The sequence below is a fragment of the Pseudomonas sp. BN505 genome (assembly GCF_029873175.1).
Taxonomy (GTDB): Bacteria; Pseudomonadota; Gammaproteobacteria; order Pseudomonadales; family Pseudomonadaceae; genus Aquipseudomonas; species Aquipseudomonas putida.
Genome location: NZ_SSOI01000026.1, coordinates 39,762 through 65,643, shown reverse-complemented (window position 1 = coordinate 65,643; position 25,882 = coordinate 39,762). Strand labels below are relative to the sequence as shown.

The 25,882-nt window shown below is 64.4% G+C and carries 24 protein-coding genes and 1 riboswitch; of the genes, 12 read left to right on the top strand and 12 right to left on the bottom strand.

Annotated features, from left to right (window positions below; genetic code table 11):
- Positions 1 to 10: 10 nt before the first annotated feature.
- Entirely contained in the window at positions 11 to 1,336 is a 1,326-nt protein-coding gene (locus E8E78_RS05420; RefSeq protein ID WP_016499414.1) for a sigma 54-interacting transcriptional regulator, read from the bottom strand.
- 341 nt (positions 1,337 to 1,677) lie between these two features.
- Here E8E78_RS05420 and E8E78_RS05415 point away from each other — a divergent pair, with 341 nt between their 5' ends.
- On the top strand, positions 1,678 to 1,944 hold the full coding sequence (locus E8E78_RS05415; protein ID WP_016499413.1) for a hypothetical protein: 267 nt from the start codon (positions 1,678 to 1,680) through the stop codon (positions 1,942 to 1,944).
- A gap of 106 nt (positions 1,945 to 2,050) precedes the next feature.
- Here E8E78_RS05415 and E8E78_RS05410 read toward each other — a convergent pair whose 3' ends face one another.
- The 4 genes from E8E78_RS05410 to cobW all read right to left on the bottom strand — a co-directional run bounded on the left by E8E78_RS05410 (position 2,051) and on the right by cobW (position 8,575).
- Positions 2,051 to 2,617 (bottom strand): VWA domain-containing protein, encoded by a 567-nt coding sequence (locus E8E78_RS05410; RefSeq protein ID WP_049275019.1) that lies wholly within the window; start codon positions 2,615 to 2,617, stop codon positions 2,051 to 2,053.
- Positions 2,618 to 2,718: 101 nt separating this feature from the next.
- Positions 2,719 to 3,741 (bottom strand): AAA family ATPase, encoded by a 1,023-nt coding sequence (locus tag E8E78_RS05405; protein ID WP_016499411.1) that lies wholly within the window; start codon positions 3,739 to 3,741, stop codon positions 2,719 to 2,721.
- 1 nt (position 3,742) lies between these two features.
- On the bottom strand, positions 3,743 to 7,504 hold the full coding sequence (gene cobN / locus E8E78_RS05400) for a cobaltochelatase subunit CobN (protein WP_061204116.1): 3,762 nt from the start codon (positions 7,502 to 7,504) through the stop codon (positions 3,743 to 3,745).
- 3 nt (positions 7,505 to 7,507) lie between these two features.
- A complete protein-coding gene (gene cobW, locus E8E78_RS05395) occupies positions 7,508 to 8,575 on the bottom strand; it encodes a cobalamin biosynthesis protein CobW (protein ID WP_049277459.1) in 1,068 nt (355 codons plus the stop codon).
- Positions 8,576 to 8,674: 99 nt separating this feature from the next.
- Positions 8,675 to 8,891, bottom strand: a riboswitch (cobalamin riboswitch).
- A 101-nt stretch (positions 8,892 to 8,992) separates the two neighbouring features.
- On the opposite strand from cobW, the gene E8E78_RS05390 reads away from it, so the two are divergent.
- The 4 genes from E8E78_RS05390 to E8E78_RS05375 all read left to right on the top strand — a co-directional run bounded on the left by E8E78_RS05390 (position 8,993) and on the right by E8E78_RS05375 (position 12,835).
- Positions 8,993 to 9,370, top strand: coding sequence for a glyoxalase superfamily protein (locus tag E8E78_RS05390; protein WP_049277460.1), 378 nt, complete (start codon positions 8,993 to 8,995; stop codon positions 9,368 to 9,370).
- Positions 9,367 to 9,726 (top strand): hypothetical protein, encoded by a 360-nt coding sequence (locus E8E78_RS05385; RefSeq protein ID WP_049277463.1) that lies wholly within the window; start codon positions 9,367 to 9,369, stop codon positions 9,724 to 9,726. The genes E8E78_RS05390 and E8E78_RS05385 overlap by 4 nt, the downstream gene beginning before the upstream one ends.
- 375 nt (positions 9,727 to 10,101) lie before the next feature.
- Complete coding sequence (locus E8E78_RS05380; RefSeq protein ID WP_059395375.1) at positions 10,102 to 11,679, top strand: ATP-binding cassette domain-containing protein; 1,578 nt, start codon at positions 10,102 to 10,104, stop codon at positions 11,677 to 11,679.
- Positions 11,680 to 11,815: 136 nt separating this feature from the next.
- Entirely contained in the window at positions 11,816 to 12,835 is a 1,020-nt protein-coding gene (locus E8E78_RS05375; RefSeq protein ID WP_016487380.1) for a branched-chain amino acid aminotransferase, read from the top strand.
- Positions 12,836 to 12,988: 153 nt separating this feature from the next.
- Here E8E78_RS05375 and E8E78_RS05370 read toward each other — a convergent pair whose 3' ends face one another.
- Positions 12,989 to 13,426: a multidrug/biocide efflux PACE transporter gene (locus E8E78_RS05370; RefSeq protein ID WP_049277467.1), complete on the bottom strand. Its 438-nt coding sequence runs from the start codon at positions 13,424 to 13,426 to the stop codon at positions 12,989 to 12,991.
- Between the two features lie 92 nt (positions 13,427 to 13,518).
- Between E8E78_RS05370 and E8E78_RS05365 the strand changes: the two genes are divergently transcribed.
- The 4 genes from E8E78_RS05365 to E8E78_RS05350 all read left to right on the top strand — a co-directional run bounded on the left by E8E78_RS05365 (position 13,519) and on the right by E8E78_RS05350 (position 19,546).
- Positions 13,519 to 14,373, top strand: a complete 855-nt coding sequence (locus E8E78_RS05365; RefSeq protein ID WP_049277469.1) for a LysR family transcriptional regulator — start codon at positions 13,519 to 13,521, stop codon at positions 14,371 to 14,373.
- 225 nt (positions 14,374 to 14,598) lie between these two features.
- Complete coding sequence (locus tag E8E78_RS05360) at positions 14,599 to 16,365, top strand: hydantoinase B/oxoprolinase family protein (RefSeq protein ID WP_049277470.1); 1,767 nt, start codon at positions 14,599 to 14,601, stop codon at positions 16,363 to 16,365.
- On the top strand, positions 16,358 to 18,442 hold the full coding sequence (locus E8E78_RS05355) for a hydantoinase/oxoprolinase family protein (RefSeq protein WP_084967031.1): 2,085 nt from the start codon (positions 16,358 to 16,360) through the stop codon (positions 18,440 to 18,442). Before E8E78_RS05360 ends, E8E78_RS05355 begins: the two co-directional genes overlap by 8 nt.
- A gap of 147 nt (positions 18,443 to 18,589) precedes the next feature.
- On the top strand, positions 18,590 to 19,546 hold the full coding sequence (locus E8E78_RS05350) for a helix-turn-helix domain-containing protein (RefSeq protein WP_280313319.1): 957 nt from the start codon (positions 18,590 to 18,592) through the stop codon (positions 19,544 to 19,546).
- A 9-nt stretch (positions 19,547 to 19,555) separates the two neighbouring features.
- Here the strand turns inward: E8E78_RS05350 and E8E78_RS05345 are convergent, their stop codons facing one another.
- Together E8E78_RS05345 and E8E78_RS05340 are read right to left on the bottom strand one after the other, a co-directional pair.
- Positions 19,556 to 20,449, bottom strand: a complete 894-nt coding sequence (locus E8E78_RS05345; RefSeq protein ID WP_280313317.1) for a DUF2950 domain-containing protein — start codon at positions 20,447 to 20,449, stop codon at positions 19,556 to 19,558.
- The gene (locus tag E8E78_RS05340) at positions 20,446 to 21,825 is read right to left on the bottom strand and encodes a DUF3300 domain-containing protein (protein ID WP_280313315.1); all 1,380 of its coding nucleotides are present in this window, start codon (positions 21,823 to 21,825) and stop codon (positions 20,446 to 20,448) included. The genes E8E78_RS05345 and E8E78_RS05340 overlap by 4 nt, the downstream gene beginning before the upstream one ends.
- Before the next feature lie 205 nt (positions 21,826 to 22,030).
- Here E8E78_RS05340 and E8E78_RS05335 point away from each other — a divergent pair, with 205 nt between their 5' ends.
- Together E8E78_RS05335 and E8E78_RS05330 are read left to right on the top strand one after the other, a co-directional pair.
- Positions 22,031 to 22,282 carry a hypothetical protein gene (locus tag E8E78_RS05335; RefSeq protein ID WP_280313314.1) on the top strand — a complete coding sequence of 84 codons (252 nt, stop codon included), beginning with the start codon at positions 22,031 to 22,033 and terminating at the stop codon, positions 22,280 to 22,282.
- Between the two features lie 81 nt (positions 22,283 to 22,363).
- On the top strand, positions 22,364 to 23,083 hold the full coding sequence (locus E8E78_RS05330) for a TorF family putative porin (RefSeq protein WP_197863897.1): 720 nt from the start codon (positions 22,364 to 22,366) through the stop codon (positions 23,081 to 23,083).
- Here E8E78_RS05330 and E8E78_RS05325 read toward each other — a convergent pair.
- Together E8E78_RS05325 and E8E78_RS05320 are read right to left on the bottom strand one after the other, a co-directional pair.
- A complete protein-coding gene (locus tag E8E78_RS05325; RefSeq protein WP_197863898.1) occupies positions 23,080 to 23,952 on the bottom strand; it encodes a DMT family transporter in 873 nt (290 codons plus the stop codon). The two genes, E8E78_RS05330 and E8E78_RS05325, sit on opposite strands and share 4 nt — an antisense overlap.
- A gap of 100 nt (positions 23,953 to 24,052) precedes the next feature.
- A complete protein-coding gene (locus E8E78_RS05320) occupies positions 24,053 to 24,463 on the bottom strand; it encodes a RidA family protein (RefSeq protein WP_280313310.1) in 411 nt (136 codons plus the stop codon).
- A 189-nt stretch (positions 24,464 to 24,652) separates the two neighbouring features.
- Between E8E78_RS05320 and E8E78_RS05315 the strand changes: the two genes are divergently transcribed.
- A complete protein-coding gene (locus E8E78_RS05315; protein WP_280313308.1) occupies positions 24,653 to 24,979 on the top strand; it encodes a hypothetical protein in 327 nt (108 codons plus the stop codon).
- A gap of 44 nt (positions 24,980 to 25,023) precedes the next feature.
- Here the strand turns inward: E8E78_RS05315 and E8E78_RS05310 are convergent, their stop codons facing one another.
- Together E8E78_RS05310 and E8E78_RS05305 are read right to left on the bottom strand one after the other, a co-directional pair.
- Complete coding sequence (locus E8E78_RS05310; protein ID WP_016499394.1) at positions 25,024 to 25,236, bottom strand: PLDc N-terminal domain-containing protein; 213 nt, start codon at positions 25,234 to 25,236, stop codon at positions 25,024 to 25,026.
- 106 nt (positions 25,237 to 25,342) lie between these two features.
- The gene (locus E8E78_RS05305; protein WP_016499393.1) at positions 25,343 to 25,813 is read right to left on the bottom strand and encodes a hypothetical protein; all 471 of its coding nucleotides are present in this window, start codon (positions 25,811 to 25,813) and stop codon (positions 25,343 to 25,345) included.
- Positions 25,814 to 25,882: the final 69 nt, after the last annotated feature.

The following is a 25,882-nucleotide window of genomic DNA, read 5'->3' as shown; positions in this document are numbered from 1 at the left end:
GACAGTTCAGTCAGCGTATCTGATGCTTGTGCAGCAAGCGGTAGAAGGTGGGCCGGGAGATCCCCAGCACCTTCGCCGCTACGCTCATGTTATCGCTATGCCGGTTAAGCACATCGCACAAGGCCTGGCGCTCGGCCCGCTGCTTGTATTCCTCTAGTGTGCCCAGCGGCTGCTGCCCTGGGTCCAACGTCTGCAGGCCCAAGTCCTGCGCCTCGATCTGCCGGCCTTCGGCGAGTACCAGGCCGCGGCGCACCCGGTTGGCCAGCTCGCGTACATTGCCCGGCCAGTCATGCCGGCCCATGGCCGCCAGGGCATGGTCGCTGAATGAACGCGGCCGGCGCCCGGTTTCCAGGCTGTAGAAATGTGCAAAATGGCTGGCCAGCATCGACAAGTCACCATGTCGGTCCCGCAGGGGCGCGGTCACCACCTGCAACACGTTCAGGCGGTAATACAGGTCTTCGCGAAAACGCCCCTGTTCGATGGCTCTTTCCAGGTCCACGTGGGTGGCGGCCAGAACCCGCGCATCCACCGGAATCGGCTGGCTGCCGCCCACCCGCTCGATGTGCTTTTCTTGTAGAAAACGCAGCAGATTGGCCTGCAATTCAAGCGGCAAGTCACCAATTTCATCCAGAAACAACGTGCCACCGTGGGCGGCTTCAATGCGCCCGGTCTTGCGCTGATGGGCACCGGTGAAAGCGCCCTTCTCATGGCCGAACAGTTCGGACTGGATCAGGTGCTCGGGGATTGCCCCGCAGTTGATGGCGACGAACGGCTGGTCACTGCGTTGCGACTGCCGGTGCAGGGTGCGAGCCACCAGTTCCTTGCCCGTGCCGCTTTCACCACGGATCAGCACAGGCGACTCGGTGGGTGCCAACTTGCCCAGCAACTTGCGCAACTCGCGGATCGGCCGGCTTTCGCCAAGCAGTTCGTGGGTGGCGTCGTCCACCTTGGCGGCCCCTTTGCCACGCAGGCGCGCCATGCCGAACGCCCGGCCAAGGGTGACCTGCACGCGGGAGACATCGAATGGCAGGGTGTGGAAGTCGAAGAACCATTCGCAGACAAAATCGCCGACGGCCGGCATGCGCAACTGTTCGGCGCTTAACACCGCGATCCATTCGGTGTTACTGCGCTTGATCATGTCCTTGACCGCGTCCGGGTGCCTGAGGTGCGAAGCCTGCAAGCGCAACAAGCCGACATCACAAGGGTGATCGAGCGCGGCACCGAGCACGCAACTGTCCACATCCCAGCCTGCGCTACTCAGGCCTGGCAACAATTGGTGGCAGTCGTCGCAGGGGTCGACGATGAGCAAACGACGTTGGGCGGCAGGCTGCAGCATGACCGTTCCTTGGCGCCAGTTTTAGGTTTTATGAAGTAAAACAGCAAGTTGTGGCGCCCGTTTAACAGTAGCAACGAAGTTGACGGTGCCCACTACCGTCTGTCTGCTGACGCATTTTTTTACAAAGTGCCACGGGAATTTTCGCACTTTATCGACATCACATGGCGGCGCAGGGAAGAACGGATTCAAGCCTGACAAAAAATTTTACACCTGATGTGTGACTTGCCCACGGACAACGAGCATCAGTACACATAACCCCGCGCTGCACTTCGCGACCATTGAGGCGACTTTAAAGCAACGCGGAATCACTTCGATGTTTGGGACCATAGAGAGACCGAACCATGAATGCCCCGCTCCGTGTCAACGAAGCACTGCTGATTGCCGACCACGCCTTCGAACCTTTCCAGTGCGTAGCCTGGGATGCACCCAACGGTACTGGTGAGCTGAGCCTGGCAGTGATCGACCGGACCAACACCCGCATCGGCAGCAAGCGAGTGTCTTCGAGCACCTACTCCGACCCTGCCCAGTGGGCCAGCCTGATCGAAGAAGTGCGCGCCGAACTGTGCGAAAAAGGTTACGACCTGCAACCGTGGTCAATGCCAAAGTAACATCGCCTGGCAAACCAAGTGCGTGCAATGCCACGCACTTGCTCAAATGCAAAGTTGCTGTTCTGGCAACTTCCACTATTGCGACACAGTGTCGCATCCATGCTGTTCAGTCCACCGCCTTGAACTGCTGCAAGTGCTGGTAATCAGCCTGCAATTGTTCGGCCAGGCGTTGCGCGCGCCCAATACGCACCGGCGCCAACTCCATATCCACCACCAATGTTGTACAGGGCATGGGTTGTAAGGCGTTCCAGTGCTGAAGGCGACCATCGGTAAACACCAGGCAGCGTACCGCTTCATCCGGATGGGCGCGCTGGCGCGCCTGTAGCCAATTCCGGGCCTGTTCCAGTGCCGCGATCAGCGGCGTACCGCCACCGGCGCCCAATGCCTGCAGCCACGGCTGCAAGGCCGCCGAAGCCTTCAGGCCATGGCGCTGCCACTGCGGTGTGCGTCCGCTGGCGGTCAGCAAGGCCAGGCGGGCGCGCTGACGGTAGGCCTGGTCGAACAGTGCCGCCAGCAGCCCTTTGGTGTGTGCCAACGCCTGATGGCGGCGGGTCGAGGCCGAAGCGTCGACGATCACCAGCCACAACTCTGCCGGTTTGGCCTGGCGTTGTTGCCAGCACAGGTCCTGGCGTAGCCGTGGCCGCCCTTTGAGCAAGGTCGGCAGCCAGGCCACCCGGCCGCTTGCTGCACTGCACGCGCGGCCACGGCTGGCGCCGTTCTGCTTGCCTGCGCCCGCTTTGGCATCCGCCCCTTTTGCAGGTGACTGGGGGATGCTCAGGGCTTTTTTGCCCAGTTCGGTACCTCGCGGCGTGCGCCGCTGGCCACAGGTTGCGCCGGCAATGCCCCCCAGTCGCCCTGCCCGCCCTGTTCACCCGCGTTGCCAGCGCTTTGCTGGCCGGGCTGCTGGTCAGGCGGCTGCGGCGCCGACGGCGGGTTGGCCTGGGGCGCAACGCGGCGGCGATGGCGCAAGGCAAACTCGGCCACCGCTTCGACATCCACTTCTTCGATGGCCGCCGCACCGCGCCAGGCGCAGTGGGCGCGCGCAGCACGCAACCACACCAGATCGGCACGCAAGCCGTCGACACCGGCGGCGTAGCAACGCTCGGTAATCCAGGCCAGCGCCTGGTCATCCAGGGCAATACCGGCCAGGGCATGGCGCGCCGCCTGGCAGCGCTCGCGCAACTGCGCCTGGGCCGCAGCCCATTGCGTGCAGAAAGCCTGCGGGTCACTGTCGAAGGCCAGGCGCCGGCGAATGATCTGCTGACGGGCCTCAGGCTCAGGCAGGCCCTCAAGGGCCACGTTCAGGCCAAAACGGTCGAGCAACTGCGGGCGCAGCTCGCCCTCTTCCGGGTTCATGGTGCCAATCAGCACGAAGCGGGCGCTGTGCCGATGCGAGATGCCGTCGCGCTCGATGCGGTTGGTGCCACTGGCAGCCACATCGAGCAACAGGTCGACCAGCGTGTCGGGCAGCAGGTTAACCTCATCGACATACAGCACGCCACCGTCGGCCTGGGCCAGCACGCCCGGGGAAAACTGCGCCTTGCCCTGCCCCAGCGCGGCATCCAGGTCGAGGGTGCCGACCAGCCGTTCTTCACTGGCACCCAGTGGCAAGGTGACAAACGGGCCTTCGCCAAGCAGGTCGGCCAGGCCACGGGCCAGGGTGCTCTTGGCCATGCCACGCGGCCCTTCGATCAGCACTCCGCCGATTTTCGGGTCGATGGCGGTCAGGCACAGTGCCAGCTTCAGGTCGTCGGCACCGACCACAGCGGCCAGCGGAAATTGCACGGGTTCACTCATTTCAAGCCTGTTCCTCGCCGTCGAGCAGTTGTTCCTCAAGGGCTTCGCGGTAGTCGCCTGGCGCCTGCCACAGCCCGCGCTGCTGGGCCTCCAGCAGGCGCTCGGTAAGGTCGCGCAGGGCCTCGGGGTTGTGCTCGCGCATGAAATCGCGGGTAGCCGGGTCGAGCACGTAGGCATCGGCCAGCCCTTGGTAATGATGGTCGTCGATCAGGTGGGTGGTGGCATCGAAGGCGAACAGGTTGTCGACCGTCGCCGCCATCTCGAAGGCGCCCTTGTAGCCGTGGCGCTTGACCCCGTCTATCCACTTGGGGTTGAGCGCGCGGGCGCGGATCACCCGGTTCAGCTCTTCCTTGAGGGTACGGATGCGGGGTCGGTCTGCCTGACTGTGGTCGCCGTGGTAGCTGGCCACCGGCGCCCCGGACAAGGTTTCTGACGCCGCCAGCATGCCACCTTGGAACTGGTAGTAATCGTTCGAGTCGAGCAGGTCGTGTTCGTGGTTGTCCTGGTTCTGCAGCACCGCCTGCACTTTGGCCAGGCGTTGGGCGAACTGGGTGCGGGCCGGGGTGCCGTCGTCGCTGCCGCCGTAGGCGTAGCCACCATGGTTGAGGTAGACCTCGGCCAGATCGTCGCGGCTGTGCCACAGGCGCCCGTCGATAGCGTTCTGCACCCCCGCGCCATACGCGCCGGGTTTGGCGCCGAACACCCGCCAGCCTGCCTGGCGCGCGGCCTGCTCGGCGTCTACGCCTTGCGCTTGCAGCGTGGCACGCTCGCTGCGTACACGGGCGGCCAACGGGTTGAGATCATCGGGCTCGTCCAGCGCGGCCACCGCCTGCACGGCCGCATCGAACAGGCGGATAAGGTTGCCGAAGGCATCGCGGAAAAAGCCCGAAACGCGCAAGGTCACATCTACCCGCGGGCGGTCGAGCAGGCTCAGCGGCAGTATTTCAAAATCGTCAACGCGTTGGCTGCCGGTCGCCCACACCGGCCGCACGCCCATCAGCGCCATGGCTTGGGCGATGTCGTCGCCGCCGGTACGCATGGTCGCGGTGCCCCACACCGACAGGCCAAGCTGGCGCAGGTGATCGCCATGGTCCTGCAGGTGGCGCTCGAGGATCAGGCTGGCCGAGGCGAAGCCCAGGCGCCAGGCTGTGGTAGTGGGCAGGTTGCGCACATCCACGGTATAGAAGTTGCGGCCGGTGGGCAGCACGTCGAGGCGGCCACGGCTGGGCGCACCGCTGGGGCCGGCAGGCACGAATCGCCCGGCCAGCGCCGCCAGCAGGCCACTCATTTCAGCAGTGCCGCAGGCATCCAGGCTGGGCGCCACCGCTTCGCGCAAAGCCTGCACCACGTCGTGCACCGGCTGCCATTCGTTCGGTTCAGGCAACTGCAGGGTGCCGCCCAGCGCTTGCTCGATCACCTGCTGCGCCAAAAGCTCCAGGCGCTCGCGGGTATCGCCACAGGTGCGCCAGGGTTCACTGCTCATGGCCAGAAGCTGCTCAGGGCGTTCGCCCTGCCAGGGCAGCCCAAGCTCACAATCGAGCGGGTCAAAGCCTGGCACCAAGGCCTTGGCCAAGGCCCGCAGCAGGCTGGCATTACCGCCACGACCGTCGCCACGCTCGACCCGCAACAGCGCCAGCAGCGTGTCCAGGCGCAGCCGCCCTTCTGGCGATTGGCCAAACACGTGCAGCCCATCGCGAATCTGCGATTCCTTCAGGTCGCACAGATAGGTGTCCAGGCGCGGCAGCCAGACGGCGGCATCGTCCAGCTGCCCTTCCAGTTGCAGCTCACGGTCGATGTGGTTGACCTTGACCAGCTCGAGGATGTCGCGCTGCAACTCGCGGGCACGCCGCGGGTCGAGTAGCTGCGCTTCGTAGAACTCGTCGGCCAGTTGCTCCAGGTGGCGCAACGGGCCGTAGGTTTCGGCACGGGTCAGCGGCGGCATCAAGTGGTCGATGATCACCGCCTGGGTACGGCGCTTGGCCTGGGCGCCCTCGCCCGGGTCGTTGACAATGAACGGGTAGATGTTCGGCAGCGGGCCAAGCAGCGCGTCCGGCCAGCACTGCGCCGACAAGCCGACGCCCTTGCCGGGCAGCCATTCGAGGTTGCCGTGCTTGCCGACGTGGATCACCGCGTCGGCGGCGAACGCGTGGCGCAGCCAGAAGTGGAACGCCAGGTAGCCGTGCGGCGGCACCAGGTCGGGGTCGTGATACACCGCGCTGGGGTCTACCTGGTAGCCCCGGGCGGGCTGGATGCCGACGAAGGTCAGGCCAAAGCGCAAGCCGGCCACCATCAGCCGGCCGCTGCGGTACATCGGGTCCTGCTCGGGCGGCCCCCAGCGCTCCAGCACTGCCTGGCGATTGGCCTCGGGCAAGCGCTCGAAGGCGGCCTGGTAGTCGGCCAGGCTCAGGCTCTGGGCGCAAGGGCGCTGGTCGAGGTGGTCAAGGTCGTTGGTCACGCCTCCGAGCAGCTGGTGAATCAGTTGCGTGCCGCTGTCCGGCAAATCGCCCAGCGGATAGCCTTCGGTCTGCAGCGCCTTGAGAATGTTCAGTGCGGCAGCGGGCGTGTCCAGGCCAACGCCGTTGCCAATGCGGCCATCGCGGGTCGGGTAGTTGGCCATTACCAGGGCCACGCGTTTCTGGGCGTTGGGCAGGCGCGCCAGCTCGACCCAGCGGCGAGCCAGCTCGGCGACGAAGTCCATGCGCTCGGGGTGGGCGCGGTAGCACACCACGTCGGACTGGCTGCGCTCGCTGCGCCAGGCCATGTCCTTGAAACTGACCGGGCGGGTAATGATGCGCCCGTCCAGTTCGGGCAAGGCGATGTGCATGGCCAGGTCGCGCGCACCCAGCCCCTGTTCGCTGGCTTCCCAGCCGGGCTGGTTGTCCTGCGCGCAGATGGCCTGCAGCACCGGAATGTCACGGCGGAACGGGCGCAGGTTGGGCCGTTCGGGGCTGGACAGGGCAAAACCGGTGGTATTGACCAGCACTTCGGCACCGACTTCGTCCAGCCAGGCTTCGACCTGCTCCAGGCAGGCGCTTTCCTTTAGGCTGGCCACGGCAATCGGCAACGGGTTCAAGCCAGCGGCTTGCAGGCGCTGGCAGAACACGTCGATGAACGCGGTGTTGGCCGCCTGCAAGTGGGAGCGGTAGAACAGCAGCGGCGCCACCGGGTAGTCCGGGTGCCAGTGCGGGTACCAGTCTTGCAGTGCCACACTGCCCTTGGCCGGGTGATACACAGCGGTGCGCGGCAAAGGTTGCGGCTCGTCCCAGGCATAATCGCGGCCCAGCCACTGGTTGGCCAGGCAGTAGTACAGGTTGATGGCGTTGGCCTTGCCGCCCTGACGCAAGTAGTGCCAGAGGCGCTCGGCCTGGTCGCCCGTGACGGTGCCCAGGCGGGTCAGCTCCGGGTCCGGGCGATCATCGCCCGGCACCAGTATCAGCTGCACGCCACGGGCGGCCAGCTCGACCAGTTGTTCGACACCATAGCGCCAGTAGCCGACGCCGCCGTGCAGCGACACCAGGATGACCTTGGCATGGCGCAGCACCTGGTCGACATACAGGTCGACCGAAGCGTGGTTCTGCACCTGCATCGGGTTGGCCAGGCGCAGGCTGGGGAAGCCTTCAGGCAATTGCTCGGCGGTATCGGCGAGCAACGCCAGGTGCGAATCGCCGCTGCAGAGAATCACCAGCTCGGCGGGTGTCTGGCCGAGATCGGCAATACTGTCGTCCGGCACGAAGCCGCCGGGCTGGGTCCGCAGCAGGTGCACGGGTCAGGCGCCCAAGGCCTGGCGCAGGCGCGCTTCCAGCTGGGCAGCGTCCAGTTCCTGGCCGATCAGCACCAGGCGGGTGATGCGCGGCTCGTCGGTACGCCAGGCGCGGTCGAAGTGCTTGTCGAAACGCGTACCCACGCCTTGTACCAGCAGGCGCATCGGTTTGCCCGGGATGGCCGCGAAACCTTTGGCGCGCAGGATGCCGAACTCCACCACCAGCTGGGTCAGGGCGTCGAGCAGCAGGCTTTCGTCAGCCTCTGGCAGGTCGATGGAAATGGAATCGAAGGCGTCGTGATCATGGTCGTCATGATCATCGCCGTCGTGGTGCGAATCGTGGTGGGTGCGGCGGCCATCGATGTGTGCCTCGGACTCGGCGCCCACGCCCAGCAGCACCTCCAGTGGCAGCTTGCCGCTGCTGGCCTCGACCACCTTGACTGCCGGCGGCAGTTCTTCGGCCACTTCGGCGCGGACCTTGGCCAGGCCTTCGGCGTCGATCAGGTCGGCCTTGTTCAGTACCACCAGGTCGGCGCTGGCCAGCTGATCGGCGAACAGCTCATGCAGTGGCGATTCGTGGTCCAGGTTAGGGTCGAGCTTGCGCTGGGCATCGACCTGGTCCGGGTAGGCGGCAAAAGTGCCGGCGGCCACGGCCGGGCTGTCGACCACGGTGATGACCGCGTCGACAGTGCAGGCGTTGCGGATTTCCGGCCACTGGAAGGCTTGCACCAGCGGTTTGGGCAGGGCCAGGCCGCTGGTTTCGATCAGGATGTGGTCCAGGTCGCCGCGGCGAGCCACCAGCTCGCGCATGACCGGGAAGAACTCTTCCTGCACGGTGCAGCACAGGCAGCCGTTGGCCAGTTCATAGACACGGCCGCTGGCTTCTTCCTCGGTGCAACCGATGCTGCACTGCTTGAGGATTTCGCCGTCGATGCCCAGTTCGCCGAATTCGTTGACGATGACCGCAATGCGGCGGCCCTGGGCGTTGTCGAGCATGTGGCGCAGCAAGGTGGTCTTGCCCGAGCCGAGGAAGCCGGTAACGATGGTAACGGGGAGCTTGGCCAGTGTTTTCATGTCGCATTGCCCTTGGCAGAGTGGCGCGGGCATGCAGGACGACAGCCGCGGGCCAGGCCGGCCGGGCTTGTTCGCCACCGGATCACCCCGCCCGGTTGAAAGTCGAAAACGTTGCGAGGCAGGTCTCCTGGCTTGCACCGTTCCATCCCCCGTTCAGTTGAACCGCGGGCTGGCGGGATGACGCCTTCCCGCGCGTTGGCGCAGTGGCTGTGTCGATCCGTTGTCGGTGCTTACAGTTGCGGGGGCAGCCGCGGCTTTTACCGCGTTCCCGTCTTAGCTTCGGCCTGGCCGAAGAACCTCGAAGTGGCAAGGCTACGCAGTGGCTGGCGGGTGGTCAACCATTGCTGCGGGGCGTGCCGACAACTCTTGGCGGCACTGCGGTACAGTGGCGACTTTGCCCACTGTCAAGGACGCCCCATGCCCCTCGCCCCCGCCATACCGGTACTGCGCATCTTCTCGGTCGACAAGGCCAGGGAGTTCTACATGGATTTCCTCGGTTTCAGCCTGGACTGGGAGCACCGCTTCAGCCCGGACCTGCCGTTGTACATGCAGATTCACCGCGATGGCCTGATCCTGCACCTTACCGAGCACCATGGGGATGCCTGCCCCGGCTCTACAGTGTTTGCCCGCCTCGACGACCTGCGGGCGCTGGAGCATGAACTCCAAGGCAAACAGTACGGTTACGCCCGGCCCGAAGCCGAGCGCCTGGACTGGGGCCTGCAGATGCAGGTGTGCGACCCGTTCGGCAACCGCCTGCGCTTCTGTCAGCAGATCGATGAGGAGGCCAACCTGTGAAGGCGCTGGGCAAACGCGAAATGGCCCGCCTGGAGCGGGACCTGGTAGCGTGCCTGACGGACGCCTGTGAAACCGCCAAGGCAGAAATCGTTGGGTTCACCTGGCTCACCCATCGCCTGGATCCTGAGAACTTTCCGGCCAGCCTGCGTATTACTTGGGTGTTTGACCAAGAGGCCGAGAAAGTCGCTGCTGTGGCGGGTGAAGCAAAGGCACGCATGCTTGCGCTGACCCGTCAGGCGTTGGACCACGCCGGCATACAACTGGATCACCCGGCCTGGCATGTACGGTTTGACAGCGAAGAGGCCTGCAAACAGAGCCACGGAGGCGACTGGGCCAGGCGCTTGACGGGGCGCTGAGCCCAGGGCCAGTCAAGATCGGGCGCCGCTCACGCGGCGCATCGCCGGCAAGCCAGCTCCCACCTGACCGCGCCGGCCTGACGCCATGCGCAGCTCCCACCGCGCCGGGCTGAAGCCAGCGCAGTTCCCACCTTGACCGCGCCGGCCTGAAGGCAGCGCAGTTCCTGTGAGGGCTGGCTTGCCGGCGATGAGGCCAGTGCAGAAAACCCATACAGGGCGGGCGGTACTTTACCCGCCCCCAACGGGCCGTTAGGCTACGCACTCCGCCAGTACGAGGTATTCGTCCAATGCGCCATTAATGCCGCCGTCCATTCGACGGCCAGTCTTCAGCCTCCGGTTTGCTCCGGAGATGTCGCGGCATTTGTGGAGTTGTGCATGACGAACACGTCGATCCTGACGCTGGACAGCGTCTCCTTGGCCTTGCCTGATGGCCGGGTACTGTTTACCGACCTCAACGAAACCTTCGACCAACGGCGCACCGGCCTGGTCGGGCGCAATGGCGTGGGCAAGAGCCTGCTAGGGCAGGTTCTTGCCGGCCAGCGTGCACCGAGCAGCGGCCAGTGCAGGCGCCGTGGGCCTGTCCATCTGCTGAACCAGCAGGTAATCGAGCGCAGCGCCACACTTGCCGACCTGGCGCAGGTGGGGGCGGTGGTTGCGGCGCTCGAGCGCATCGAGCAAGGCAGCATCAACCCCCAGGATTTCGACACCGTTGGCGAGCGCTGGGATATCCGCGAGCAATTGCAGATGCACCTGCAGCGAAGCGGCCTGGGTCACCTTGACTGGCACCAGCCCGCACGCAGCCTGAGCGGCGGCCAGGCCATGCGCGTGGCGCTGGCAGGCGCATGGCTCAGCGGTGCCGACTACATGATCCTCGACGAACCAAGCAACCACCTGGACAGCGACGCCCGTGCCCAGCTGCTGAGCATGATCGAGGGCTGGGACCGAGGTTTGCTGGTAATCAGTCACGACCGCAGCCTGCTGGCGCACATGGCACGCATTGTCGAACTGTCCAGCCTGGGGTTGCAGGCCTATGGCGGCAACTACAGCTTCTATGCAGCACAAAAAGCCAGCCAGGTGGCGCAAGCCCAGCAGCAACTTGCCCGGCTGAAGCAAGAGCAACAACGCCAGGCCCGTGAACTGCAGCGCCAGCGCGAAGACCTGGAACGCCATCAGGCCCGGGCCGGGCGTCAAGCCAGGCATGCCAACCAGGCCAAGATCCTGGTCGACCGCCAGCAGGAACGCAGCCAGGCCACGGCGGGCAAGCAGCGGCGTGATCATCGTGATGCCCGGCAAGCACTGCTGGGCAAAGTGCATGACGCCGCCCGCGAGGTCGAGCAAGCCACTGCAATTACCTTGCATGCCCCCACGCCCCAGCGTCATGTCGGCCGCGAAGTGTTGGCCCTGCAGGCACTTCGCTTGCCCCATGGCACCCGCAAACCGCTTGACCTGCGCTTGTGCCTGGGCCAGCGGCTGGGGCTGGTCGGCGCCAATGGCAGTGGCAAGTCCACGCTGCTGAGGCTGCTGAACGGGGAATTACCGGCATCACCCGACAATTTGCGCCGCAGTGGCGAAACTGCCCTGCTCGACCAGCACTGCAGCACGCTGACAGGCCACAGCAGCGTGCTTGAACACCTGCGGCAAGCCAACCCGGTGCTGGCCCAGGGCGAATTGCGCAGCCGCCTGGCACAACTGGGCCTGGATGCGGCCCGTATCGAGCTGCCCAGCAGCCTGCTCAGCGGCGGCGAACGGATGAAGGCAGCGCTGGCCGCCGTCCTATACCGCGAGCGCCCCCTTGACCTGTTGCTGCTGGATGAGCCCGGCAACCACCTTGACCTGCCGTCACTGGCAGCCCTGGAGCGCATGCTCCGGCAGTTTCGCGGGGCGCTGATAGTGGCGTCCCATGATGCGGTTTTGCTGGAAAACCTTGAACTGGATGAGTACCTGCAGTTGTAGGAACCGAAAAAAAAGCATCGCAGGCTATCAATTCGTGACTGGCCGTTCCCGATCCGCGACGGATGTATTATGGTGGCGTGGTGCGCATATAACAGCAGCCCGAGCGATCGGGCACTTGCAAGACAATGAGGGTGTCATGAGCAACGAAAGCATTAACTGGGACAAGCTGGGTTTCGACTACATCAAAACCGACAAACGCTACCTGTCCGTATGGCGCAATGGCGAGTGGGACAAGGGCACCCTGACCGACGACAACGTGCTGCACATCAGTGAAGGCTCCACGGCCCTGCACTACGGCCAGCAATGCTTCGAAGGCCTCAAGGCCTACCGTTGCAAGGACGGCTCGATCAACCTGTTCCGCCCCGACCAGAACGCCGCCCGCATGCAGCGCAGCTGCGCCCGCCTGCTGATGCCGCACGTGCCGACCGATGTGTTCATCGAAGCGTGCAAGCAAGTGGTCAAGGCCAACGAAAAGTTCGTGCCACCGCACGGCAAAGGCGCCCTGTACCTGCGCCCGTTCGTGATCGGCACCGGTGACAACATTGGCGTGCGCACCGCCCCCGAGTTCATCTTCTCGGTCTTCGCCATTCCGGTTGGCTCGTACTTCAAGGGCGGCATGAAGCCGCACAACTTCCAGATCTCCAGCTTCGACCGCGCCGCCCCACAAGGCACCGGCGCAGCCAAGGTCGGTGGCAACTACGCCGCCAGCCTGCAGCCAGGCGCTGAAGCCAAGAAGGCCAACTTCGCCGACGCCATCTACCTCGATCCGCTGACCCATACCAAGATCGAGGAAGTCGGTTCGGCCAACTTCTTCGGCATCACCGCCAACAACGAGTTCGTTACCCCGAAATCGGCCTCGGTGCTGCCGGGCATCACCCGTCTGTCGCTGATGGAACTGGCGCAATCGCGTCTGGGCCTGACCGTGATCGAAGGCGATGTCGAAATCAGCAAGCTGGACCGCTTCATCGAAGCCGGCGCTTGCGGTACTGCCGCGGTGATCACCCCGATCGGCGGTATCGAGTACAACGGCAAGCTGCACGTGTTCCACGACCTGGAAAAGGTTGGCCCGGTTACCCAGAAGCTCTACAACGAGCTGACCGGCATCCAGAGCGGTGATGTTGAAGCACCGGCAGGCTGGATCGTCAAGGTCGCCTGAGGCGCATCAGCTGTATGAAAACGGGGCATGCCAGCAATGGCATGCCCCGTTTTTTTGGGGATTCACGGTCCCTGTGGGAGCGGGTTTACACCGCGAAGCAGGCGCCGCAGTGGTTGGCACCGGCTATGCCGGTGTTCGCGGCTAAAGCCGCCCCTACAGGGAACGCGCTAGGCGACGCTGCATCAGCAGATGCCGGGCTTTGTCGAACGCCCAGTTGTACAGCACGGTGTAGGGCAGGATGATCACGAAGAAACCCAGCTCCACCATGAACGCCTGCAGCAGCGAAATATCCAGCATCCACGCCGCCACCGGCAGGCACCACACCACCAGCCCGGCCTCGAAGCCCAGGCCGTGCACAAAGCGTGCACTGGCCTTCCAGTGGATGCGTTCAGTCTGCACCCAGCGATCGACCAGCGCGTTGTAGACCATGTTCCACAACATGGCGATCACCGATAAGATTATTGCCAACGCACCCGCCGTCGCCAGCGATTTGCCCATCACCCAGGACAACAGTGGTGCGCACAGCAGCACCGCGAATACTTCGTAGCCCACGGCGTGTACCAGGCGTTCGGTGAAAGAGACCGTTTTCATTGCAAAATCCATCCATTGCGTGAGTCGTGCTTCCTATTTTCTTTGATAGAACTGATACTCGCGACATAGCTACCATCGGTTTTATCAATACCATGCGCTACTCACCCGAAGCTCTGGTCGCCTTTGTCGAAGCCGCATCGCTGGGTTCATTTTCTGCGGCGGCACGCAAATTGCGCAAAAGCCAGTCCACGATCAGCATCGCCATCGCCAATTTCGAGGCCGATATCGGCTGCCCGCTGTTTGATCGCGGTGGCCGCCACCCCACGCTGAACGAAGCGGGCCGACAGGTGCTAAGCCATGTCGACGCGATCCTGGACGCCAGCGCCCAGCTCGATGCCCTGTCGGTCAGGCTGGCGCAAAACGTCGAGGCGCTGGTCTCGGTGGTGATGTCGGACAGCTACAGCGTCACCTTCCAGGGCGCCGTGATGGCCCGCTTCGCCCAGCAGTACCCGCACACCGAATTGCGCTGCGGCCCGGCGGAAGACGCTGATGTGATCGATATGATCCAGCAGGGCCTGGCCCACGTCGGCATTTTGGCCACACAGCCCAGCTACCCCGCCGACGTTGCCGTGGCGCGCTTGCCCGAGCAGGCGGAGTTCGGTGTGTATGTGGCCAGCGAGCATCCGTTGGCGGGGCTGAAAACGGTGCAAACGCAACACCTTGAAAACGCGCGGCAGCTGTACATCAAGACCTACGCCCCCAGCCTGCACCGCGGCCGCGGCCAAGCCTGGTCGGCACCGGATTACCTCACCCTGCTGGAATTTGCCGTGCGCGGGTTTGGCTGGGCCGAACTGCCCAGGGCGCTGGTGGCGCGGTTTGGCAACGAGCTGGTGGAATTGCAGATAGCGGGTTACCCGCGCCGGGTGGATATGGATGTGGCCTGGTCGAGCCGGCGGGCGCTTGGGCCGGCGGGGCAATGGCTGGTGCGGCAGATGCTGGGGCAGTAGGTCTTAACCTGCCAGAATCTGGGGCTGCCGCGTAGCCCATCGCGGCACAAGGCCGCTCCTGCAGGGGGTCGCGTTCTCTTGTGGGAGCGCCCCCGTAGTGCGCCAGAACACAACAACCAGTACACCCAGCGACAAGCCTTCCCCCCGCCCTGCCCCTTAGCCTGTCACCACGCGCCGCCCCGCCGCGGCACGCACCTAAAGCACAAGAACAAACGTTGGTGACCTATGCAGACAGTAGATCCGATCACCCTTGCGGTTGTCCGGGGTGCGCTGGAGACAGCGCAACGCGAAATGACCCTGACCCTGGAAAAGACCGGGCGCTCCAGTGTGTTCAACCTGGCCCACGATTACTCCAACTCGCTGTTCGACCACCTGCCGGAAATGATCCTGCAAGGCCAGGACATCCCCATCCACCTGGGCTCGCTGATCCCGGCCATGAAATGCGTGGCCGGCTTCTTCGGCGACGACATCGCCGAAGGCGACGTGATCTACCACAACGACCCCGCCTACAAGGGCAGCCATATTCTCGACTGCTGCATGTACAAGCCGGTGTACTACCAGGGCGAACTGGTGTTCTGGACCGTGTGCAAAGGCCACCTGACCGACATCGGCGGCCCTGTACCCGCCGGTTACAACCCCGACGCCAAGGAAATCTACGCCGAAGGGCTGCGCATTCCACCGGTCAAGCTGTGGGAAAAGGGCAAGCGCCGCGAAGACGTGATCAATTTCATGCTCACCAACATGCGCGCCCGCCCCTATCAGGAAGGCGACCTTAATGCCCAGTACGGCGCCTGCAAGGTCGGCGAGCGGCACTTGCTGGAGCTGCTGGACAAGTACGGCGCGGCCCAAGTGCGTGCCTGCATTGCCGAGCTGAAGAACATGGCCGACCGGCACATGCGCGCGCTGTTGCGCGATGTGCCGGACGGTGACTACAGCGGCACCGCCGTTCTTGAAGATACCGGCCACGGCCTTGGCGAACTGGCCATCACCGCCCATGTGCAGATACGTGGTGACCAGGCCCACGTGCGTATCGACAGCCCGCCGCAAGTGCCGTACTTCATCAACTCCTACGAGGGCAATTCGGTGTCGGGCGTGTACCTCGGGCTGATGATGTTCGCCCAGGTGGCACCGCCCTACAACGAAGGCCTGTACCGCTGCGTCACGGTCGATGTTGGGCCCAGGGGTACCCTGTGCAACGCCGAAGAACCGGCGCCCCATGTCAACTGCACCACCACGCCGATGGAAACACTGGCCGATGCCGTGCGCACCGCGCTGGAGCAAGCCTCACCACAGCGGGTAACGGCCTCCTGGGGGCACACCAGCGGCATCAACATCGCCGGCCACGACCCGCGCAACGGCAACAGCGAGTACGTGACGATGGTGCTGGCCTCGATCATTTCCGGTGCCGGTGCCAACCAGGTGATGGATGGCTGGCATGCCTGCGGCCCGCTGTGCTGCTTCGGGGCGCTGATGAGCGGCGACATCGAACTGCTCGAGCACGCCTATCCGGTGCTGATCCACCGTTACAGCCTGATGGCCGACAGTGGTGGCGCCGGTGAATTGCGCGGTGGTTCGGGCACCCGCCTGGAGATCGAACCGCTTGACCACGCCATGACTGTGGTCGGCTTCGGCGAGGGCCGCCAGCTGCCCACCGCCGGTGCCGCCGGGGCACGCAATGCCCTGCTCGAACCCAAGCTGGGCCGGCTGATCCACCGCCACGTCGACGGTAGCGAAGACCACTATACGCAAAACCCGATGCTCACCCTGCAACCCGGTGAACGCATCATCAACATCAACCCGGGGGGCGGTGGCTACGGCGACCCGCTGCGCCGCCCGGTCACCGCCGTACTGGAGGATGTGCGCAACGGCCTGGTCTCGCCACAAGGGGCAGCCCTGGAGTATGGCGTGGTCCTCGATGACGATGGCCGCCTCGACGAAACCGCAACCCGCCTTGCCCGCGCCCCGCACTGCCCGGAGAACCATCATGCGTAATCAATATCGCCTGGGCATCGATGCCGGCGGCACCTTCACCGATTTCATCCTGGCCGACCGCGACGGCGGCGTGCAGCTGTTCAAGGCCCCGTCCACGCCCCAGGATGGCACCTTGGCCATTCGCGCCGGCCTGGCGCAGATCGCCGACGCCACCGGGCGCAGCCCGGCCGAGCTGATCGCCAACTGCGACCTGTGCATCAACGGCACCACGGTAGCCCTCAACGCGCTGATCGAGCGCACCGGGGTCAAAGTGGGCCTGCTGTGCACCGAGGGGCACGAGGACAGCCTGGAAATCCGCCTGGGTCACAAGGAGGAAGGCCACCGCTACGACGCTCATTATCCGCCGGCACACATGCTTGCCCCGCGCCATCTGCGCCGCCCGGTAGGTGGCCGCATCCTCGGAGATGGACGTGAGCACAGCCCGCTGGACGAGCGCGCCATTCATGACGCCATCGACTACTTCCGTGCCGAAGGCGTGCAAGCCGTGGCCATTTCCTTCCTGTGGTCGGTGCGCAACCCCAGCCACGAGCAGCGGGCCGCCGAGCTGGTACGGGCCGGCCTGCCCGGGGTGTTCGTCTGCACCGGCTGCGAGGTGTTCCCACAGATTCGCGAGTACACCCGCACCTCCACCACCGTGGTCAACGCCTACCTCAGCCCCGTGATGGCGCGCTATGTGGCGCGCATCGACAGCCTGTTCCAGGAGCTTGGCGCGCAGCAGCCAGTGCGCTATTTCCAGTCCAACGGTGGCCTGGCGCCCGGGCACCTGATGCGCGAGCGCGCCGTCAATGCGATCAACTCCGGCCCCGCCTCGGCGCCACAGGCGGGCCTGGCGGTGGCGAGACCGTTCGGTATCGATAACGTCATCACCGTGGACATGGGCGGCACCTCGTTCGATATCACCCTGACCAACGCCGGCCGTACCAACTTCAGCAAGGACGTTGACTTCCTGCGCCAACGCATCGGCGTGCCGATGATCCAGGTGGAAACCCTGGGTGCTGGCGGCGGGTCTATCGCCCACCTGGACGAGTTCGGCATGCTTCAAGTCGGCCCACGCAGCGCCGGTGCCATGCCTGGCCCGGTGTGCTATGGCAAAGGCGGTAGCGAACCCACGGTAACCGACGCCAACCTGGCCCTGGGCTACCTGCCCGACGGCGCACTACTGGGCGGCAGCATCCGCCTGAACCGCCAGGCCGCACTGGACGCTATCCGCAGCAAGATCGCCGAACCGTTAGGTATCAGCGTGGAACGCGCAGCATTCGGCATCACCACCCTGGTCAACCTGAACATGGTCAACGGCATTCGCCGCGTGTCCATCGAACGCGGCCACGACCCGCGCGACTTCGCCCTGATCGGCGCTGGTGGCGCAGCGGGCATGCACGTGGTGCGCCTGGCCGAGGAAATCGGCATGCAGACCGTGTTGATCCCCAAGGTGGCCTCAGGCCTGTGCGCGTTCGGCCAGATCCTGTCCGACGTGCGCTACGACCAGCTCACCAGCCTGTCGATGCGGCTGGACGCCGGGCACGTGAACCTGGCGCAGCTCAACCAGGCCCTTGCCGAGCTGCGTCAACAAGGCCTGGCAAACTTGCGCGAAGACGGTTTTGGCGACCAGGCCAGCAGCTGCCACTACACCCTGGAAATGCGCTATCTGGGGCAGATCCATGAATGCAGTGTGGAGCTGCAGCATCATGCACTGGATGACGCGGGCCTGGCCGCACTGATCAGCCGCTTCCACAGCCGCCACCAGACCCTGTACTCGTACAGCGAGCCCGACAGCCCGGTGGAGCTGGTGAACCTGGAGTGTTCGGTAATTGGTCACCTGCCGCGTCCGCCACAGCCCGAGTTGCAGGGCCCGGCCCAACCACCCGCGCCTGCCCCGGAAGGTGTCCGCCCGATGCTGTTCAGTGCCGAGGGCGAATGGCAGCCGACGCCGGTGTTTAACGGCAACCGCCTGCTGCCGGGGCAGACCGTGCATGGCCCGTGCGTCATCGAAGAAGACACCACCAACATCGTCCTGCCCCCCGGCTGGCAGGCGCGCCTGGAGCCTTCGGCCACCTACCGGGTGACACGCGGGGCTTGATCAAACCGTCGGCGTGCGCCGATCATGGGCCTGAAGCCGCCCGGCAGCCTTGCGCTGCCGGGCGGTTTGCACAACAACAAGAGCTGCTTGAGTAGCTTGCCTGCAGTTCCTTTTTTCAATGCTGCCCTCTTTGAAAAAGGACCCACCATGCCCACAGAAATCTCGACCCACGGCTGGGCACAGCCGGAACGCCAGGCGCGCTGGGCCGAAGCCATCAGTGAAACCTATTTCCCGTTGAGCCTGGAGTTTGCCAGCGAGCAGCCATTCGATGGCCACCTGCAGCGCTGGAGCACGCCCAGCACGCCACTCAGCCTTTCCCGCCTGCGCTCCAGCCCGCTGGGCTACTCGCGCAGCAAGGCGCACGTTGGCCAGGACCATGAGGCGTTCTACCTGGTGACCGTGCCGCGCAGCAGCGAAGTGCACTTCGAACAGGAAGGCCACCCGCTCAGTTGCAGCCCAGGCGGGTTCATCGTCGAGCGCGGCGATGCGCCTTACCGCTTCCATTACGGCACGCAGAACGACCTGTGGGTGCTCAAGCTGCCCGAGCGGGCACTCAAGGCCAACCTGCTCGGGCACAAGCGCTACACCCGGCATTGCTTCGATGCCAGCCAGGGCCTGGGGCGCATCTTTGTAGAGCAACTGGACCTGTGTGCCCGCCATTTCGACGCCAGCCCGGCCGCTGCCCGGCATTTACTGCTGGAACAGGCTTCGGCCACGCTGCTGCTGGCCCTGCAGCAGGATGAGCGAGTACTGGGCAGTGAAGGCAATAACCTCAGCACCCTGCACCTGACACGGGTCGAGCAGTATGTGCAGCAACATCTGGGCGACCCCGAACTGTCGCCAAAAACCATCGCCAGTGCCTGCGGGCTGTCGTTGCGCTACCTGCACAAGCTTTTCGCGATCACGCCCTACACCCTTGGCGAGTGGGTGCGCCAACAGCGGCTGGAAGCCGTGCACCGCCAACTGTGCGACCCGCATTGCCACCTGGCCATCGGCGAGTTGGCATTCCGTTGGGGTTTTACCGACCAGGCGCAATTCACCCGGGCGTTTCGCCAGCACTACGGGTGCACGGCGCGAGAAGTCAGGGCTGCGCGATTGCAGTGATTTGCGGGCTCAATCCCCCGCTGCCACCTCCACCACCTTCCAGCTGTCATCCGGGTCGAAGCGCTTCATCTCCTTGGCCAGCCTGTCGCCGTGCGGCCCGAGGTCTTTTTCGAACACCTGGCCGTCATGGCTGATCATGAAGCTCATCACCCCGGTGTCGTCGTACCTGGCCGGCCAGGCCACCATGGCGAAGCCACGGCTCATCTGGTTGCCGATCAGGTAGCTGTAGGCGCCACCGGGCGCGGACGGGCCTTGTGCGTCGAGGATGCGGAAGTGGTAGCCATACCAGTCATCACCCACCACATCCTGGCCAAATAGCGGCCCCAGCGGGCTGACCTGGCCATCGCCGTCGTCATCCCAATACAGCCCGTCATGCTTGCCGGGTTCGCTGAAAATCTTCTGCGCGTACTCCAGCGCACCGTTGCCGTTGCGGTCCTGGCTGGCATAGTCCATCTGCGCGTCGTGGTAAGCCAGCAACGCCTGCATGGCACCCAGTTCGTTGCGGCCGATGCGCCGGGCGCGGATTTCCGTGCTACCGGCCTTGAGGTCGAAGCGCCAGCCCTGGCTGCTTCTGGTCAACGGTATGGGCAACGTCCAGTGATCACTGCCCACCGCCAGGATGGCCTTGCCCTCGCCTGCCATGTCGATACTGTGCTGCGCGCGATACTGCTTCAGAAAGGTGTCCACGTCGCTGCGCTGCACACCACCACGCGGTATGTAGGTGCGCCAGTCATCACCCAGCAACTCGGCCAGGCGGGCTTCATCGGCCTTTTCCGTGCCCAGCGCCGTAATGAAGGACTCCACGGCCTTCTCCGGCGTCGGGAATGCCTCCTGTGCCGCCGCCAGGGAAGCCCATGCCAAGCCTGTCGCAAGCAGCATTGCTGCAAATACTGGACGGTTCATCGACGGCCTCCTCCGCCACGACGCACTGGCGCACTGGGCCGGGAGATCTGGTGGCCGGCAGCACGGGATGCATTGGGCCGCTGGGCAAACGACTGGCTGGTACGACCGCGGTTGGCCTGCAGATTGGTGCGTGACGGCGAACGCACGCCATCAAAGGCATTGTTACGCGCCCGGCCGGCGCTGTTGGCCGGCCGGTTCTGTGCCACCTGCCGGGCTTGGCTATTGCGTGTTTCCTGGCGACGGTCGGTTGCTCTGGCAGTGTCGCCACGGGATTGCATGCGGTTGCCCACCGAATTACCCGCCTGCGCCTCGCGCATTTGCTGGCGTGCCTGGCGGTTGTCGGTGGCCGGCCGTTCCATCCCCGCGCGGTCCATCGAGGCCCGGGCCTTGTCCCGCGCCTGCGCCCGCTGCGCGTCGTCGCCGCGGAAAGCAGTGCGTTGGGTGGCGCCGTCCAGTTGGCGGCCATACTGCTGGCGGCTGCGGGCATCGCGGTAAGGCACGCCTTCACGGTTGACGGCATTGTGCTGCCATTTGTTCTGATTGTTGGTGATGCGGTTGTTGGCGTTGATGTTGTTGTAACGGTTGACGTCGATGTCTATGTCGTTGTGGCCCCAGTCGCAGTCGCCCCACAACGAGGCGACAACCGCCACGCCGGTACCAAAGGCCAGGCCCGCCACCAGCGCGGAACCGGGGTAGTACATGGGCGGCGGCGGGTAGTACACGGGCGGTGAAGCCGGGTAAGCCCAGGTACCATAGGTGGTGGTCGGGTTGTAGCTGGGCACGTACACCACTTGCGGGTCGGCCGGCTGGATGATGATGGTGGAGGGCGGGCTGCTGGCAGCCTGTGTCGCCGGTGCGGCTTGCACGGTCACGTTCTGGTACTGGTTGCTTTGCAGGTTGCCGGCCGCCTGTGCCTGGTGACGCAAGCGCTGCACCGCGCCCATGACATCGTCGGGCTGCGCCAGGAACGCATCACCCAGTCGCTGCACCCACACCGGGTCCTGGCCCAGGGTCGCCAGCAACTGCGGGAAGGCCACCAGCGCTTGCACGCTGGGGTCCCACGGCTGCTTCGCTACCTGTTTGACTGCAGCATCGCCCGACGCCTTGGGGTTGGCCTTGGACCAGGCCACCGCTTCGCTCACCTGCCCCGGGTAAGTGGCCGCCATCAATACCTGGGCCAGCAGCGGATCGGGGTATAACGCAACCGGCGCGAGCATCTGGTCGAGTTGCTCTTGCGTGAATACCGGGGTCTTGGCCGCGACCGTGTCGGCTTGCGGGGCTGGGTCGGGGGCTGGTACGTCTTGCGCCAGCACCAGGCCGGGCGCCGCGTTCAGGCACATCAGCGCCGACAGCAAAGCAAACAATGGCATGCGCATCGCTTATCCCCAACAGGTCAGATTGCGTGGGTTAAGGGTAGCAATGGCGATGCGTTTGGCCAGATGCGGGGGCGCAAACTTTTAGCACTGATGCTTGCGTCAATAGTGACTATCGAACAAGGCAATTTCTACTGAGCGGCCCGGCTTAATAACCTAGCTCCATCGATTCGAACCTGGCTAATCCCCTGCATTCCGGAGCTGCTCGATGAACACCAAGGCCCGCCTCCTCCTCACTGCCCTGGCCGCTGCCAGCATTGCTGTACTGGCCGGTTGCGCCAGCCACCCTGAACTGCGTGCGTACAGCGCCGAAGAAACCCGCCAATTGCAACTGGAAGCGTTGCAGCGCCGCGGCCTGTCCCTGGACGACTACGAGCAGCAACGCCGGGTGATACAACGTGCCGACAACCTGCCCGTGGTGACCGAAGCCGCCGACGCAGCCCCTTCGACCAAAGGCTGAGCGGGCCAGGCAAAGGTTCCCTCCTTTCACCTGCGCAGGTATCCTCTACCGCTCAACCGCAAGCCTTCCAGGACGGAGACCATGACCAGGCCCTTTCTGTTGCTGAGTGCTGCACTGCTGATCAGCCCAGTGTTGATGGCCCAGCAGATAAAACGCGAACTGGGCGACTTCGACTTCACACTCGGCACCACACCCTCGCGCAGCATGGCCCAAGGCCTTATCTCACCCAGTGCCGTCGGCGCATTCCACGGTGGTCTCGACTTCAGCCACCCCAGTGGCTGGTACCTGGGCCAGTACGCCCCGAGCATGGGCGTCACCCCCAACTCGACCCTGCGACTGGACAGCTACCTGGGCTACAAGCACCAATTCGACAGCAGCCTGGGCTATGAAGTGGGGTTGATCCATTACAGCCAGCCGACTATCGCAGGCCCCGACAGCTATGCCCTGTACGGTGGCATCTCGCTGTTGGGCAATCGCTTCGGTGGCGCGCTGCGCGACAACCCGGATAACCGCACCGGCACCCTGTTCGCCGACTTCGGCCAACTGCCCCTGTTCGATGTCGACCTCACCGTCAAGCTGGCCCATCATCGCCTGGGCACGCCGTTCACCATTGGCGACGGCAGCCAGGTAAATGCCTTTTCCGACTGGTCGCTGGAGCTGTCGCGGCCCTGGCTGGGCATCGACCTTAACCTGATCTACAGCAACTCCAATCTCAGTGGCGGCGGTTGCGATGCCTATTCGGGCATCAACACTTATTGCGACAGTGTGGTCACGCTCAAGGCGCAGCGCAGTTTCTTCTAACGCCGTGGTGCCAGCGCCAGGGCTATACCGCCCAGCACCACCACACACGCGATCAGCAAGCGCAACGACAGCGTTTCGCCAATCAGGACAACACCGCCCAGTGCGGCAATCACAGGCACACTAAGCTGCATGGTCGCTGCTTGCTGCGCACTCACCTGCCTGACCACGCCGTACCACACGGCGTAGCCCGCACCTGAGGCCAGCACGCCGGAGCCCAAGGCATACAACAAACCCGGCGGCGTGAGGTGCGGGCCGGCGCCCAGCAACAGCACCGGTAGCAGCAGCGCCAGGCAAGGCAGGCTGCGGGCAAAATTGCCTGCAGTATCGGCCAGCGGCCTGGGCGAGCCCCTGCCCAGCAACGTGTATACGCCCCAGGCCATACCAGACAGGGCCATCAGCAAGGCACTGGACAAGGGTGGCGCCGCTGCACCGGGCAACAACAGCACCAACAGGCCGGCAAAAGCAATCAACATGCCCAGCAGCATACGTGCGGTGATGCGCTCACCTTTGAACCAGGCAAAGCCGAACATGGTGATCTGCACTGCGCCGAACAGCAGCAATGCCCCCGCACCTGCACCCAGCTGCAGGTATGCCGCAGAAAAAAGAAAGGCATAGAGGAACAGGGCCAAGCCACCGCGCCAACTGCCGCCAATGCTCAGCGCAGGTTTACGCAGGCGGATCAACAGCAGCAGAAACAACGCCCCACTGGCCAGGCGCACCACGGTAAACAAAGCCGGGTCGATGGCCCCGTCCTTCAGCGCCAGCCGGCAGAACACCGAGTTGGCGGCGAAGGCCATGAGGCTGAAGAGCGCCGCCCAGAACCAGGCCTTGGCCTTACGGTCGGTCAGTGTGGTGGTGCCGGTGCTCATGGTGTGGTCACCTCCGAGGCAACATTGTTGGTATAGCGGCCATGCGTGTACCGATATACAACAAAGTGTTTCCAAGGCGCCACCACCGCATCACTCAGCGCTAAAGCGCTGCCACCGCTTCGATTTCCACCAGCATGCCATCCAGCGCCAGCCGGGGTACCGGGATCAGCGTGCAGGCCGGTTTCGTGTGCGGGCCCCAGGCCCTGTCGGCCTCAGCCACCCATTGGCGCAGGCGCGTTTCGGAGTGCTCGACAACCAGCAGTGTCAGCTTGAACACCTGGGCCAGGCTGGCGCCTTTGGACGCCAGTGCCAGTTCAAGGTTGCCCAGCGCCTGGCGGGCCTGTTCGGCGAACAGTGGGGGCAACTGGCCGTTGCTGTCTTCCCCGCCCTGGCCGGCGATGAACAGCAAGCGGCTGTCCGCGCGCACTTCGGCGACATGGGAATAGGCATTGCCACTGGGGTCGTACAGGCCTTCAGGGTTGCTCAACTGGAATGCGGTTGATTGGGTCACGACAAGCCCTCACTCGGTTGGAAGAGTGGCGCAGTATCGGACCTTAAGTTAACTCGAGGTCAAGCGCGGGGTAGGACATTTCGCACAGTCCATTGCGATGCTTGAACCACGCGTATGTTTGCGCCGCGGCCGTCAGGCAGTAGATTGCAAGACCCGGCATGGAGGCCTGTACGTCACAAGGAAAAGCGTATGAGCAAATATGATTTTCAGCTGGCCTATACCCTCAAGCCGCACCACCCTGCCCACGATGAAGCCGATGCCGCGCAGGCACGCCTGCACCTGCGCGAGAAGCTCGGCCTGGACACCGTCGAGCAAATCGAAACCACCCTGCTCGGCATGATCACGCTTAAAAGCACCACCCTCGCAGACCGCAAGCGCGAAGCTGAAAAACTGCTGCACGATTACATCCACGAAGCGCTCAAACAGCTGCAGGTATTGTCGACCGTGAAGTTCTACGGCTGCCTGATGGTTGATGGGCTGGGCCCAGCCATTCGCTTCCAGATCCTGCCCAAGTGAACATCGACGGCATCAGGCGCCCCCACGCCTGATGCCGGAAGCCCTCATTTCTCCTGCAGGACCGCCCTGCCCTTCACCGCCCGCGGCCCGCGCCAGGCCCAGAATAACAGCCCCGGGAATGGTGCGTAGACGACAAACACAATCCACAGCATCTTGCGCTCGGCGCGCCGGTCACTGCCGATGATGTGCCAGATGGCCCAGATTTCCAGCAGGATGACCAAGGCTGCGATGATGATCCAGATCGTTCCTATTTCCATGAGCGCTCTCCCGTTTGGCATGTAATGCATTGGGTTACCGACAGCGTTGAGGGTTCAGATTGATTTGGCTACCAGTATGGCACTGCGAACAGTTGTAGGAGCGGCCTCAATGCTGCGGCGCGTTCTCCAGCGCCGCCTTCAACGCCGCGGCATCGGCAAAAGAATGCTGGCCCACCAGTACACCCTCCCGCAGTTGCAACCACTGCACCTGGCCATCCTGCCCGGAATAACGGCTGGCCACGCGCCCTTCGCGGTCGAGCAGCACCCGGTAGTTGTAATCGCGCATGGCCGGAATGGCGAATAGCTTGCTGATCAGCGCCGGCATGCGCTGGATGTCGGCAACGAACACCGCATCACGCGCTTCAAGGTAGCCCCGGGGCTGCTCGCCCAGCGCAGCTTTGACCAGCTTGGCACCGTCCATGTCGCGGGCTACCAGCAGGATGTGCGTGCGGGTATCGAGGCTGTAGGCCTGGTCGTGCTGGTCGAGCAGCGTCCACGGGGCCAGCTTCTCACCCGGTTCCAGGGCATTGGCCAGCAGCGGCAGCAGGCTGAACAACAGGGCAATGGCGTACTTCATCAAGGGCGTCCTCAGTGACAGGGGGGAACATGGCGGCAATAGGCCAAGCCAGACAGGTTGCCTGAACAC